General features: G+C 71.9%; 16 protein-coding genes. 3 read left to right on the forward strand and 13 right to left on the reverse strand.

Going from position 1 to position 13159, the window contains the following annotated elements:
* Positions 1–10 precede the first annotated feature (10 nt).
* Entirely contained in the window at positions 11–898 is an 888-nt protein-coding gene (locus K3N28_RS04595; protein ID WP_228091290.1) for a hypothetical protein, read from the forward strand.
* Here K3N28_RS04595 and K3N28_RS04600 read toward each other — a convergent pair.
* From K3N28_RS04600 to K3N28_RS04640, 9 genes are all read right to left on the reverse strand, one after another.
* Positions 892–1950: a hypothetical protein gene (locus K3N28_RS04600; RefSeq protein WP_228091291.1), complete on the reverse strand. Its 1059-nt coding sequence runs from the start codon at positions 1948–1950 to the stop codon at positions 892–894. The genes K3N28_RS04595 and K3N28_RS04600 overlap by 7 nt on opposite strands.
* The gene (locus K3N28_RS04605) at positions 1947–2318 is read right to left on the reverse strand and encodes an antibiotic biosynthesis monooxygenase (protein WP_228091292.1); all 372 of its coding nucleotides are present in this window, start codon (positions 2316–2318) and stop codon (positions 1947–1949) included. Before K3N28_RS04605 ends, K3N28_RS04600 begins: the two co-directional genes overlap by 4 nt.
* A 10-nt stretch (positions 2319–2328) precedes the next feature.
* On the reverse strand, positions 2329–2712 hold the full coding sequence (locus tag K3N28_RS04610) for a Fur family transcriptional regulator (RefSeq protein WP_228091390.1): 384 nt from the start codon (positions 2710–2712) through the stop codon (positions 2329–2331).
* A gap of 26 nt (positions 2713–2738) precedes the next feature.
* Entirely contained in the window at positions 2739–3056 is a 318-nt protein-coding gene (locus tag K3N28_RS04615; protein WP_228091293.1) for a helix-turn-helix transcriptional regulator, read from the reverse strand.
* 62 nt (positions 3057–3118) lie between these two features.
* Positions 3119–4018 (reverse strand): metal ABC transporter permease, encoded by a 900-nt coding sequence (locus K3N28_RS04620; protein ID WP_374209699.1) that lies wholly within the window; start codon positions 4016–4018, stop codon positions 3119–3121.
* Positions 4019–4175: 157 nt separating this feature from the next.
* Positions 4176–4991: a metal ABC transporter ATP-binding protein gene (locus K3N28_RS04625; RefSeq protein WP_228091295.1), complete on the reverse strand. Its 816-nt coding sequence runs from the start codon at positions 4989–4991 to the stop codon at positions 4176–4178.
* Between the two features lie 15 nt (positions 4992–5006).
* Positions 5007–6101, reverse strand: a complete 1095-nt coding sequence (locus tag K3N28_RS04630) for a metal ABC transporter solute-binding protein, Zn/Mn family (protein WP_228091296.1) — start codon at positions 6099–6101, stop codon at positions 5007–5009.
* A 436-nt stretch (positions 6102–6537) separates the two neighbouring features.
* Positions 6538–7257: a TIGR03943 family protein gene (locus tag K3N28_RS04635; protein WP_228091297.1), complete on the reverse strand. Its 720-nt coding sequence runs from the start codon at positions 7255–7257 to the stop codon at positions 6538–6540.
* Positions 7254–8285 (reverse strand): permease, encoded by a 1032-nt coding sequence (locus tag K3N28_RS04640; RefSeq protein WP_374209700.1) that lies wholly within the window; start codon positions 8283–8285, stop codon positions 7254–7256. The genes K3N28_RS04635 and K3N28_RS04640 overlap by 4 nt, the downstream gene beginning before the upstream one ends.
* Positions 8286–8470: 185 nt before the next feature.
* On the opposite strand from K3N28_RS04640, the gene K3N28_RS04645 reads away from it, so the two are divergent.
* Positions 8471–9325, forward strand: a complete 855-nt coding sequence (locus K3N28_RS04645) for an ion transporter (RefSeq protein WP_228091299.1) — start codon at positions 8471–8473, stop codon at positions 9323–9325.
* A gap of 34 nt (positions 9326–9359) precedes the next feature.
* Here the strand turns inward: K3N28_RS04645 and K3N28_RS04650 are convergent, their stop codons facing one another.
* Complete coding sequence (locus K3N28_RS04650; protein ID WP_228091300.1) at positions 9360–10145, reverse strand: isoprenyl transferase; 786 nt, start codon at positions 10143–10145, stop codon at positions 9360–9362.
* 127 nt (positions 10146–10272) lie between these two features.
* On the reverse strand, positions 10273–11019 hold the full coding sequence (gene recO, locus K3N28_RS04655) for a DNA repair protein RecO (protein WP_228091301.1): 747 nt from the start codon (positions 11017–11019) through the stop codon (positions 10273–10275).
* 82 nt (positions 11020–11101) lie between these two features.
* Here recO and K3N28_RS04660 point away from each other — a divergent pair, with 82 nt between their 5' ends.
* Positions 11102–11755 (forward strand): MOSC domain-containing protein, encoded by a 654-nt coding sequence (locus tag K3N28_RS04660; protein ID WP_228091302.1) that lies wholly within the window; start codon positions 11102–11104, stop codon positions 11753–11755.
* Between the two features lie 138 nt (positions 11756–11893).
* Here the strand turns inward: K3N28_RS04660 and K3N28_RS04665 are convergent, their stop codons facing one another.
* Positions 11894–12343 carry a hypothetical protein gene (locus tag K3N28_RS04665; protein WP_228091303.1) on the reverse strand — a complete coding sequence of 150 codons (450 nt, stop codon included), beginning with the start codon at positions 12341–12343 and terminating at the stop codon, positions 11894–11896.
* Positions 12344–12453: 110 nt separating this feature from the next.
* Entirely contained in the window at positions 12454–13143 is a 690-nt protein-coding gene (locus K3N28_RS04670; protein ID WP_228091304.1) for an endonuclease V, read from the reverse strand.
* Positions 13144–13159 lie beyond the last annotated feature (16 nt).

Raw genomic sequence — 13159 nt, forward strand, 5'->3', positions numbered from 1 at the left:
ACCTCGCCCCATGACCATGCCGCCCCCGCCCCCGGACCGCATGCACCTCCAGTACCGGCCGGTGCCGCCGCCTCCGCCGGGGTCCCCCCGGCCGCAGACGGCGGGCCCGGGCGGCGCGTACGGCCCGCTGCAGCGGCCGATGGGCGGCATGGCCGCAGGCGGGGCGGCCGAACCGCAGCGGCCTGCGGCGCGCCCCCGCGCGGTCGCCATCGCCGCGATCGCACTCGGCCTCCTCGCGGCCGTGGCCGCCTGGCAGATCTGGCTGTACATCGAGGACATCCTCGGCTACCTCGAGTGGGCCCGGGAGAACGGTTCTCGGAACCCCGAGTCGTACACGCTGGTCGGCGAGCTCTTCAGCGGCACGTTCCCACAGCCCGGGGCGTGGGTCGCCGCCTACGCGGTGGTCCTCGTCTGCGCGGTGATCACGATTCCCGCCCTGCTCAAAGGCGCGGCATTCGGTCGGATCTTCGGACTCGTCTGGTCGATCCCGGCGATCGTCACCGGCGGATACGCGTTGTACCGCTCCATCGACGTCTACAACGAGTTGTTCGCCGTCACCGGGATGCCGCTGTTCTCAGGACCGGAGCCCTACGGCTGGTATCTGGCCGCCGACACCGCGTTCCTGACCGCCGCGCTCGCGGTCTTCGTCTTCACGCTGGTGCCCGGGGTCAGGGCCTGGACGCCCGTGAAGCCTTCCGGTCCGATCCCCATGATGGTCCCCATGGGACAGCCCCAGGTCCAGCAGCAGTACCAGCAGTACCAGCCGCCGCAGCAAGGCGGGCCGCCTCCCCGGCACGGTCCCGCGCCGCAAGGAGGGCCGGGCCCGCAGTCCGGCCCGTACGGCGGACCTCAACAGGGGAATCAGGCGCCGCGGCAGCAGCCGTACGGGCCTTACTGACCCGTCGAGGACCGCCAGCCGCAGACCCTCGTGTCGAGCGTCTCGGAGGACTGCTCGATCTCGATGCTCAGGTCGATGGCGGTGCCGTCGTCGAATTCGACCGTGACCGCCGTGTCGCTGGTGCTCATCGGCTGGACTTCGGCGCCCTCGGCGTCCCAGGACTCCCACTCGGCGAGGTACTCCTCGACGGGGCGGTCCCGGTAGTCCTCGCAGAGCATCGCGTAGGCCTGGTCCCAGTCCTCCTCGGCGATCGCGCCGATGAACTCCTCGGCGGTGGCCTCGACCTTGTCGGCGACCGAGTTCGCGAAGACGACGAACGCGGCGATCACCGCGACGACGATGCCGATGAGCAAGAGCGCGCCGCCGCCGATGCCGAGCCCCAGTTTCAGGCCGAAGTTCCGGGAGCGCTCGGAAGGCGGGACCGCGAACGGGACTCGGGTGCCGGTGGGCTGCGGCGGGGCCGAGGGCGCGGGAGGCGGCTCGACCTCCTTGGTGGTCGGCGGCAGCGCGAGCGTCTCGGCGGTCCCGGGTGAGACCGAGGCAGGGGCTTCGGCGTCGGGCGCGACCGGTTCGGGCATGGACGGCTCGGGTTCGAGCGGGATCGGGGGCGCCCCGGGGTCGGGCGCGATCTGGGCGGGGGCGGCGGGGTCGGCGACCGCTTCGACGGACGTGTGCGGCTCGGCCTCGACCGGCGCCCGATGCGGCGACGACTCCGGCTCGGGCGGGGGCCCGGCGGTCGAGGACGGCTGCGGGGAGTCGGCCTGCGGGGACCCGAGCGGAATCGGTTCGTTCGTCGCGGTCTCGATCGGCACCGGTTCGCCGGAGGCGGGTTCGTTCCGGGCGGGCCGGTCGGTCGCGATCGGCGCGGGCTCGCTCAGTGCGCCTTCGCTCGGTGCACGGCCGCCCGTCGCGGGCGGCGCCGCCGCTGACCGGTTCGGCGTCGGTTCGTCGGGAGCCGGCTCGCGCGGCGCGGACCGGCCCGGATCGGGGTCGATCGGCACGGGCTCGGACGGGCCGCGTTGCGGTTCCTGAGGATTCGGCCGATCGGTCATCGGGAGGCCTCCCGGCGGGCTTCGTCGGGGTCCGGGGTGCGGTCGGAGCCGGTGCGCCGCGGCTCGCCGCCGGGCTCGCACTCGGCGAGGACCTCGAAGCCGGAGGCCTCGGGGAGGGCGCGGGACAGGAGCGGCGTGGCCATCTTCACCTGGAAGTTCGACAGGGCCCGGCGATAGGACCCGACGCCGTTCCACTCGGTCCAGAGCATCCAGGTCGCGGCCTCGGCGCCGAAGTCGTCGATGGCGCGGCCGAGGCCGCCGCGCAGGTAGCCCTCGCAGGAGGCGAGCGCCGCCAGCGCGCCCTCGGCGTCGCGGGCGAAGGTCTCCGTCTCGCCTTCGCTTACGGCGAAACGATATAGAACCAGCACGGTCCCAACCCTACTTGGCGCAGTCGGCGCACAGGCCGTGGAGTTCGAGCGTGTGTCCGACGTCGGTGAACCCGTGGTCGGCGGCGACCTTGTTGGCCCAGCGTTCGACGGTGGGCCCGGCGACCTCGACGGTCTTGCCGCACGAGCGGCACACCAGGTGGTGGTGGTGTTCCTCGGCCGAGCAGAGGCGGTAGAGGTGGTCGCCGCCGGGCAGGCGCATGACGTCGACGATCTCGGCCTCCGCGAAGGCCTGGAGGGTGCGGTAGACGGTGGTGAGGCCGATCTTGGACCCGGCGTCGCGGAGGATGGCGTGGAGGTCCTGGGCGCTGCGGAAGGCGTCGTCGTGCTCGAGCAGTTCGAGGATCGCGGTCCGCTGCTTGGTGGACCGGGCCATGTTCTCGGCGGGAGGCTTCGAGGCCACTAGCGTTCCTCTCGGGCGTGGTGGACGGCGTCGGTGACGATGTGGGCGATGTGGTCGTCGATGAGCGAGTAGGAGATCTCGCGCCCCGACCTGGTGCCGCGCACGATACCCGCTCCCCGCAGGACCCGCAAATGCTGTGAGACCAGGGGCTGGGTGACGCGGAGGGTCTCCACGATCTGGTGCACGTACTTCGGTCCCTCGGCCAGTTCCATGACGATGGCGATGCGCAGGGGTGCGGCGAGGGCGCGCAGGAGCTCCCCCGCCGCTTCATAGTCGGCTGGGGTGGACTCTTCGGCTAGCTCGGTCTCGGTCCGCACCCCGCAAAAATATCGCGTCTCGGTTCCATCTGCGGGTTCAGGTGCCGCGGGTCCCGTTCGGATCATGCGCTCGGGGACGGCTGCGGGCCGTCGGGACGGCCGCCGGACGGCCGGGAACCGGGGAGTTCGACTTCGAGCGGCTCGCCTTCAGGCGGGAGGTGGCCGCGTCCGGTGCGGCGCAGGCCGCGGACGAGCGCGGCGGCGAGCGCGGTGGCGACGAAGACGGCGACGCCGATGAGGACGATCGTGGAGCCGGGCGGGACGTCCTTGGCGGCGGAGGCGAAGACGCCCGTGCCGGCGATGAGGAGGCCGGCGGCCATCGCGCTGAACATGGTGGCTTTGAACGAGCGGGTGAACTGCTGGACGGTGACGACCGGGATGACGAGGAGGGCGCTCACGAGCAGGAGGCCGACCGCGCGCATGGAGACCGAGACGGTGACGGCGGTGGTGATGAGGAGCAGCAGGTTGAGCGCGGCGACGGGCAGGCCCGAGACGCGCGCGTACTGCTCGTCGGCGCAGATGGCGGCGAGCCAGGGCCGGAGGACGAGCATGAGGGCGGCGACGAGCGCGCCGCCGATCGCGATGGTCCAGACCTCTGCCCATCCAGCGGTCAGGAGCGAGCCGAAGAGGTACTGCTGGAGGTTGGCGACGCCTTTGTCGGAGGCGATGCCGGTGAGGTAGACGCCGCCGGCGATGCCGCCGTAGAACATCATGGCGAGGGCGACGTCGCCGGAGGTCTTGGAGTGGCTGCGGAGCAGTTCCATGACGATGGAGGCGGCCACGGTGACGGCGAGGGTCGTCCACATGGGAGCCGCGCCGGTGATGAAGCCGATGGCGACGCCGGTGAGGGCGATGTGGCCGAGGCCGTCGCCGATGAGGGCGAGGCGCTTCTGGACGAGGAAGACGCCGACGGCGGGCGCGCAGAGGCCGACGACGAGCGCGCTGATGAGGGCGCGCTGCATGAACTCGTACTGGAAGTAGTCGAGGATCGACAGGTCGAGGTTCACTTGCCGCTCCGGGGGTCGGGGTGGGCGGGAGTCGACGGCTCGGCGGCCGCGGAGGCGGTTCGCCGCCGGAGGAGTCGCCGGCCTCGGGAGTCGACGGATCGGCGATCGGTGCTCATTTGCCGCCCCAGAAGTCGTCGGTGCCGTCGGCGTTGCCGAAGGAGATCCGGGGCGCGGCCCCGTCGAGTTTGGGGCGCGGGTGGGGCGAGGGGTGGGGGTGGACGTGCTGGTGGGCGGGGTCGGCGTGCTCGCCGACGGGGCGCGGCGGGGCGCCGTCGTGGACGACTTCGCCGTCGGCGAGGACCACGGCGCGGTCGAGGCGGTCGGTGAGCGGCCCGAGTTCGTGGGTGACGAGGAGGACGGCGCATCCGGCGTCGACGCGGTCGGCGATGACCTTCGCGAGGGCGGCCTGGGTCTCGGCGTCGACGCCGACGGTGGGCTCGTCCATGATGAGCAGTTCGGGGTCGGTGGCGAGGGCGCGGGCGATGAGGACGCGCTGCTGCTGGCCGCCGGAGAGGGTGTCGACGGAGCAGTGGGCGTGCTCGGCGAGGCCGACTTCGGCGAGGCTGCGGACGACGGCGTCGCGGTCGGCGCGGCCGGCGGGCATGCCGAGGAAGCGGTGGGCGAGGCGGCCTTGGGAGACGACTTCGGCGGCCGTGGAGGGGACGCCGGAGGCGGCACCGGTGCGCTGCGGGACGTAGCCGATGCGTTTCCAGGCGCGGAAGCGCTTCTGGGGGGTGCCGAAGAGCTCGATGGCGCCGTTCGCGAGCGGGACGAGCCCGGCGACGGCCTTGATCAGCGTGGACTTGCCGGAGCCGTTGGCGCCCATGAGGGCCACGGCCTCTCCGGATTCGACGGCGAGGTCCACGCCGCGGACGACGGCGCGACCGCCGTAGGAGACGGTCGCGCCGCGGACGTTGAGGACGGGCATTCGTCTAATGCTGCCCTACGCCGCACCGAGGGCGGTCTGCAACTCGGCGAGGTTCTCGCGCATCACAGTGAAGTAGTCGGCGCCGGCGTCGACCTGCTCGTCGGTGAGGCCTTCGAGCGGGTTGAGGACGGCGGTCCGGGCCCCGGTCTCGGCCGCGAGCGTGTCGGCGATGTCGGGCGAGACGAGGGTCTCGAAGAAGATCGTGGTGACGCCGTTGGCCTCGACGTATTCGGCGACCTCGGCCATGCGCTGGGTGTCGGGCTCCTGGTCGGGGCTCAGGCCGGAGATGGCGACCTGGTCGAGGCCGTAGCGGTCGGCGAGGTAGCCGAAGGCGGCGTGGGAGGTGACGATGGCGTCGCCGCCGCGGGCGGCGAGGCCGTCGGCGATCTCGGCGTCGAGGGCGGTGAGGTCGTCGGCGAAGGCCTGCGCCGCGGCCTCGTAGTCGTCGGCGTTGGCGTCGTCGAGTCCGGCGAGGCCGTCGGCGATGGCGGTGCCGATCGCGGCGTAGCGGGTCGGGTCGAGCCAGACGTGGGGGTCGGTGCCTTCGAGTTCCTCGTCGTGGTCGTGGCCCTCTTCGCTGTGCTCGTCCTCGGAGGGGTCGGCTTCGGCGGAGGCGTCTTCGGAGGCGGTGGCTTCTTCGCTGTGCTCGTTTTCGGCGTGGTCGTGGCCGTCTTCGGAGTGCTCGTCCGTGTGCTCTTCCTCGGTGTGCGCTTCCTCGGCGTGGCCGTCTTCGAAGACCTCGGTGGAGTCGTAGCCGAGGGTGTCGACGGCGGTGAGCACGTCGAGGGACTTGTCGGCGGCGTACTCCTCGATGGCGGCGTCGAGTTCGGGGATGAAGCCCTTGAGGTAGACGACGTATTCGGCCTCTTCGATGGCCGCGATGTCGGAGGGCGAGAGTTCGAGGTCGTGGGGTTCCTGGCCGGCCGGGGTCAGGTTGGTGACCGAGACGTGGTCGCCGCCGACCCGCTCGGTGGCGAAGGTCAGGGGGTAGAAGGCGGTGACGACGTCGATCTCGCCGTCGGCGGCGTCGTCGCCGCCGCCGCAGGCGGCGAGGGCGGCGGCCGCGGCGAGTCCGGCGATGGGCACGAGGATGAATCGGGAACGGCGCATGATTGAACTCTGCCCAGTCATGACAATCATTGTCAACACCTAATATGTGCGGCGTGGAGCGAAGCCATGGAGATGACCAGGGCAAATGCCGTTCGCGCGGAGGCACGGCGACACGAGCGGATGACAGGTATCACCTGGCTTCTGCGCCGACCCGGCGCCGAATCACACGAACGGAGGAATCCCGAGGCCGCCGGGCCCGGCTTGTCGTACCCCTCGGGCACCGTTGAAAACCGGGGGCCCAGCCCGCCGGCTCCCGTGAGTGTCCGACGTGCCCGGCGGCCGGAGGCGCCGACCGGCTCCGCGGAGCCGACGCCGGCAGCCGACCGCAGCGGGCGGCCGGCTCGGCGGGATCGGCGCGGGCGGCCGATCCCCGCGCGTTTGGCGGCGCACCGGCTCCACCGGGGCGGCGGCGGCCGACCCCGGCACGGTCCGGGGCCTACTGGTACTCGTTCTCCGGGCTCGGGATCTCGGTGATCGACTCGACCTCGATGTACGGCACGAGCGCCCCGTTGATCTCGTCCCGGCCCTGCTGGGGCGAGTACTCGCCGATGACCTCCACCCACTGGTCGGGTTCCAGGCCGGACGGGATCTCGCCGTCGAAGCCGATCTTCACCGGCCGCGCGTCGGCCGCGCAGCACGAGACGACCATGCGCGCCAGCTGCGGCTCGTCGCCGTCGTAGAGGATGAACCCGCGCAGCTGGATCCGGTGGCCTTCGAGCGTCTCGCCCTCGTCGAAGATCGCCCGCGCGGCGTAGTCGAGCAGGGTCAGCGGCACCGGGTCCACGTCGTCCGGGAGTTCGGGGTAGGTCGAGCGGTTCTCCTCAGCGCCCAGCACGGTGCCGGTCCGCTCGGCCTCGTAGGAGCCGAGCGCGTCAGGAGCCACCAAGAGCATCCCGATCACGGGCGCGAGGAGGAGCCACGCGACCTTCGGTTCGCCGTGGCCGTCGTGGCAGCCGTCGGCGTCGACCGCCTCCTGCTTGTCGCGCCAGGCGTTCCAGCCGGTGATCGCGGCGACCGCGACGAGGATGATCCCGGCCGGGACGATGAGCCAGAACGCGTAGGGCTTCACGTAGTTGAGGTACTCCCCCGTCCAGGCCAGGCGGAGCATGCCGCCGCCCACGAGAAGCAGGATGACCGCCTGCGCATCGCGTCTCACAGCCAGATCACTCCCATCAGGACGCTCGCCGCCACGGCCGCGCAGAACGCGGCCGGCGCGAAGCGGGCCGCGAAGCCGCGGCCGAAGGTCCCGGCCTGCATGGCCGCGAGTTTCACGTCGATGAACGGCCCGACGACCATGAACGCCAGCTTCGCGGTGGGCGAGAACTGCGTCAGCGAGGCGGCCACGAACGCGTCCGATTCGGAGCAGATCGAGACCAGCACCGCCAGGACCGCCAGCGCGAGGACCCCGAGGACGGGGTGCTCGGCGATCGGCGCGAGCCAGGTCTCGGGGACGAGCGTGTTGAGGCTCGCGGCGATGGCGGCGCCGATGACGAGGTAGCCGCCGGCGTGGAGGAAGTCGTGCCGGATCGCGGCCCAGAACGCGGCCCATCTGCCGTCGTCGTGGTGGCGGTGCTTGGGGAGGTTGAGCCATTCGGTCTTGCCGAGGCGGGCCCAGAGCCAGCCGATCGAGATGGCGGCGGCGAGCGAGGCGGTGACGCGGGCGGCGACCATCTCCGGGTCGCCGGGGAAGGCCACGAAGGTCGAGACGACGACGATCGGGTTGATCGCCGGGGAGGCGAGCATGAAGGTGAAGGCGGCGGCGGGGGCGACGCCGCGGCGGACGAGGGCCCCGGCGACGGGCACGGACGCGCATTCGCACGCGGGCAGGACGGCCCCGGCGACGCCGGCGGCGGGGACGGCCAGGACGGTGCGCTTGGGGACGACCTTGTGGAAGAAGCCGGCCGGGACGAACGCGGCGATCGCGGCGGAGAGGACGACGCCGAGGACGAGGAACGGGAAGGCCTGGACGCAGACGGCGACGAAGCGGGCGGCCCAGGCCTGAGCGACGGGGGCGGCGAAGATCTCGGTGAGGCCGGGCCGGGCGGTGAGGCCGAAGATGAGCAGGAGCGCGAGGGCCTCGATGGAGGTGAGCCCGCGCCGTCGCCGGGGCGCGGCGAGGGGCGGAGACTCCGAAGAGCTCTCTGGGCTGGCGAGGTCGGCGCTCACGCTGTCATTGTGCGGCATGGACCGCGGTGCGTGCACGTCCGCCTCTCCGTCTCACCCGGCGCACGCGGCGGCGCGGTCGGCATGGTTCGAGCAGGCGCCCGCTCAGCTCCGCCGCCCTCCGGCGGCTTCACCGCGCGGTGTCGGACGTGCGCATCCCTTACCTCTGCAGCTGGGAGCGTGCCAGGACTCATTACTCTGATGCGGTGCGTGTTCCCACCCTAGGTACCGACCCGAGCCGCGTCCCCGCCGCTTGCAGGGCCCTCTTGGCCCACCGGCGGTTCCAGATGCTGTCCATGTCGGTGATCGTCCTCAACGGGGCGGTGCTGGGCGCGATGACGTTCCCGGCCGCGGTGCGGTCGGCCGAGGAGTTCCTCCTCTGGGTCGACCACGTGTGCCTGGGGTTCTTCACGTTCGAGGTCGTGGCGGGGATCCTCTCGTTCGGGCGGCGGCCGTGGCGGTACTTCCGCGACGGGTGGAACATCTTCGACTTCGCGATCGTCGCGGCCTCGTTCCTGCCGGGGGTGCGGGAGAACGTGACGATCCTGCGGATGCTGCGGCTGGCGCGTGTGGTGCGGATCTTCCGGAACATGCCGTCGCTGCGGTTGATCCTGGTGGCGGCCGGGAAGGCGCTGCCGAAGTCGGCGGGCGTGTTCGCGTTGACCGGGCTGGTCATGTACCTGTGGGCGATGATCGGCTGGATCGCGTTCAGCGCTACCGACCCCCAGCACTTCGGCACGGTGGGCAGGGCCCTGCTGAACCTGTTCCAGCTGGTGGCGTTCGACGACATGGGCAACGTCATCCGCGACAGCATGGCCGAGAACGTGTGGACGCTGCCGTACTACATCGTGTTCATCCTGTTCGGCGCGTTCATCCTCGTGAACATCATGATCGGCGTGGTGCTGGCCTCGATGGAGGAGGCGCAGAAGCTCGACGACGAGGACGGCCAGGTGTCGGCCGACACGGCGCTGCTGCTGGAGCGGATCGACAGTCTTCAGGTCGCGGTCGACAAGCTGACCGCGAACCAGGAGCGGGCGCGCGAGTACACGCCGTTCCGGTGAACGGCGTGAGCCGACGCCCGCCGGCGCTGCGAGCTCAGGTCGCCACCGGGTTGGGCTCGGCTCCGCCGAAGCGGCGGTCGCGGCTGGCGTAGACCTCGCAGGCGTGCCAGAGGTGGCGGCGGTCGAAGTCCGGCCAGAGGACGTCGAGGTACACCATCTCGGCGTACGCCGACTGCCACGGCAGGAAGTTCGAGGTCCGCTGCTCCCCCGACGGGCGCAGGAACAGGTCCACGTCCGGCAGGTCGGGGTTGTAGAGGTAGCGGGCGAAGGTCTTCTCGGTGACGCGCTCGGGGTTGACCTTCCCGGCCTTCACGTCGCGGGCGAGGGCCGCGGCGGCGTCGGCGAGCTCGGCGCGGCCGCCGTAGTTCACGCAGAACTGGAGCGTGATCTTGTCGTTGTGCTTCGACATCTCCTCGGCCACTTCGAGTTCCTTGATGACGCTCTTCCACAGTCGGGGGCGGCGACCGGCCCAGCGGATGCGCACGCCCATGGCGTGGAGCTCGTCGCGGCGGCGGTGGATGACGTCGCGGTTGAAACCCATGAGCCAGCGGACCTCGTCGGGGCTGCGGCGCCAGTTCTCGGTCGAGAACGCGTAGGCCGAGAGGGTGCCGATGCCCATCTCGATGGCGCCTTCGATGGTGTCGAAGAGCGAGGCCTCGCCCATGGTGTGGCCTTCGGTGCGCTTGAGGCCGCGTTCCTTGGCCCAGCGGCCGTTGCCGTCCATGACGAGCGCCACGTGCCGCGGGACGAGCTCGCGCGGCAGCGCGGGCGGGGTCGCACCCGAGGGGTGCGGCTTGGGCGGCTCGTACGTGCGGCTCACTGGACCTCCAAGGCGGACAAGTCGTCGGCGGGGCCTCGATCGTAGACCGGTCGGAGCGGCGGTCGAGCGCACCTCCCGTGCGAAGGGGCGGCCGCGAACCGGTGATCCGCTCGGGTTCGCCTCGGCCTCAGGTCTGGTGCGGCACGTACTTCAGCGTCTTCAAGGGACGCTCCGAGTGCCACTGGAAGTGAGCGGCGATCAGGCCGGCCGCCTCGGTGCGCTGGCGGGGGTCGGCGGCGGTGGCGTTCGACCAGTCGCCCGCTTCGAGGGCCCGCATGAGTTCGAGCGACGCCGGGGCGGGCACCGTCGCGCCGCCCGGGCGGCAGTCGCCGCAGACCGCGCCGCCCGCCGCGACCGAGAACGCCCGGTGCGAGCCGGCCTTGCCGCAGCTCGCGCATTCGCTCAGCGACGGCGCCCACCCGGCGGACTTCATGCCGCGCAGCAGGTAGGAGTCCATGACGAGCACCGGCGGCAGGTCCGTCTCGGCCAGCGCCCGGAACGCGCCGAGCGTGAGCTGGAAGACGTCGAGGTCGGGCTGATGGTCTTCGGGGACGAGCCGCTCGGCGGCCTCGGCGATGACGCACGCGGCGGTGTACGCGGCCCAGTCGGAGCTGATCGCACCGCCGGAGAGGTGCAGGCCCACGGCCTGGGTGACGGTGTGGAGCTCGCTGCGACCCTCGATGAGCTGGAGGTCGACGTGGCTGAAGGGCGCCAGCCGTGCGCCGAACTTGGAGGAGGTGCGGCGCAGTCCCTTGGCCATGGCCCGGTAGCGGCCGCGCTGTCGGCCGAGGAGCGAGACGATCGCGTCGGCTTCGCCGAGTTTGAAGGTGCGCAGGACCACCGCGTCGTCGCGGAACAGCTTTCGAGTGCTCACCCCCACGTGGCAAGCCTAGCCGGAGGGCCCGACACCGCTAACTGGGTTGAGGCCCGACGCCGGGCTCGTTAGGCTCCGGCAGATGGAGATCCTCTCGGTGAACGTGGGCAGGCCTCGTGACAATCCCTGGAAGGACGCGCCGAAGACGTACATCGACAAGCGGCCGGTCGAGGGGCCGGTGCAGGTGACCGCTCCGGGGCCGAAGGGCGACGGGTCGGTCGGCCTCGCGGGTGACCGGGTCGGCGACGTGGAGCACCACGGCGGCACGGACCAGGCCGTGTACGTCTACGCGAGTGAGGACTACGGGCGTTTCGGCGCGTTGGTGGGCCGCGAGTTCGGTCCGGGCGCGTTCGGGGAGAACCTGACGACCGCCGGGTACGACGTCAACGGCGCGCGGATCGGCGAGCGGTGGGCGGGTCCGGGCGGGCTGGTGCTCGAGGTGACCGGGGCGCGGATCCCGTGCTCGACGTTCCGGGGCTGGATCGCCGAGCGCGGGTGGCTGAAGACGTTCACGCGGGAGGCGCGGCCGGGCCCGTACATGCGGGTGGTCGAGCCGGGCCATGTCGAGGCGGGGGCCGCGCTGGAGGTGGTCCACCGACCCGACCACGAGGTGACGGTCGCGCTGTTCTTCCGGGCCGCCATGGGCGAGTCCGAGCTCATCCCGGGGATCCTCGAAACACCCGGGCTGCCGCCGGGCGAGGCGGCGTTCCTCCGCGAGCGGTACAACGGCGGATGAACCGAACGACGCGAGCAGCGCCCCGGCCGTCAGGTCGGGGCGCTGCGTCGTTCAGGTCGAGGCGGGGGCGCACGGCGCTCCCCGTGCGTGAAGCGCTTCGGGGCCGCCGTGCTCAAACGGTTCGAGGGGCCTCGCGGCTCAGGCGGTCACGAGTTCGGGCTTGCGGAAGAAGCGGTTGGCGCTGGGGCTGAACATCAGGCCGGTGGCGAGGAGGACGGCGGCGATGTGGACGAGGCGGACCACGAAGAACGCGATCGCGAAGTCGCCGTCGCCGCCGACGGCGGACACGAGCGACGCCCCGTCGCGCAGCTGCATCGCCGCGGGCACGACCATCGCGGCGAGGCCGACGACCGAGAGCAGCACGGTGAGCGAGCCGCGGGCCCAGCGGCGCCCGCCGGCGAAGTTCGCCACGAGCACGAGCGCTCCGATGTAGATCACCGAGCGCACGCCGACGTTCATCCAGACACCGGCGTCGAGCCCCGAGTCCCGCGCGATCGCGCTGACGGCGAGCACGGTCTCGATCATGCCGGCCGCGATGGCGGTGGTCCACAGGAGCGCGGCGTGTTTGACGGTTTCAGGCTTTTCCATGGGGAAGACGGTAGGGCTGCGCGGCAGCGGAAGCCATCCTGTGAGCGCCACTGCCGGAGGTAGGGACGGCCCTACCTCGCGGCGCTTCCCGAACGACCCGGACCGCGCGGCTACCCGGCCGCGGCGAGGCGCTTGCGGCCGAGTCGGTCGGCGGCGCGGATCGGTTCGGGGAGCCGGTAGCGCGGGGCGAGCTCGAGCACGAGATCGCGGGCCGTCGCGAGGGTGCAGCGGTGGCCGACCGAGACGTAGACGGGCTTCACCTCGTCCTGGGTGCGCACGGCGCAGCCGACGGTCTCGCCGCTGGCGGTGATCGGGGTCCACTCGCCGCGGATCGGGCCGGGCGCGTCCACGGGGAGGTGCGGCGGGTTCTTCGCGACGCCGATCGCGGGCGCGTCGAGGACGACGCCGAGGTGGCAGGCCAGGCCGAAGCGGCGCGGGTGGGTGAGGCCGTAACCGTCGCAGACGTAGAGGTCGGGGGTCACCGTGAGCGCCTCGATCGCCTGGAGCAGCAGGGGAAGCTCGCGGAAGGCGAGGAGGCCGGGAACGTACGGGAAGTCGGAGACGCCGTGGACGACGGCCTGGTCGAGCACCGTCAGGTCGTCGCGGCGCAGGACCACGGCGGTGGCGACGGCGGTTTCGCCGTCCTTGTCGTAGGCGATGTCGAGCCCGGCGACGGTCGAGACAGGACTGTCGTCGTCGGCGACGACCACGCACCCGGCCAACTCGGCCTGCATCGTCACCGCTTCGGCTTCGTCGCTGGGCAGACGGGCGTAAGCGGCTCGGGGATTGTCGTCAGTCACAACGAGAGCCTAACCA

This window comes from Glycomyces sp. TRM65418 (assembly GCF_019710475.1).
In the GTDB taxonomy this organism is placed as follows: domain Bacteria; phylum Actinomycetota; class Actinomycetes; order Mycobacteriales; family Micromonosporaceae; genus Glycomyces.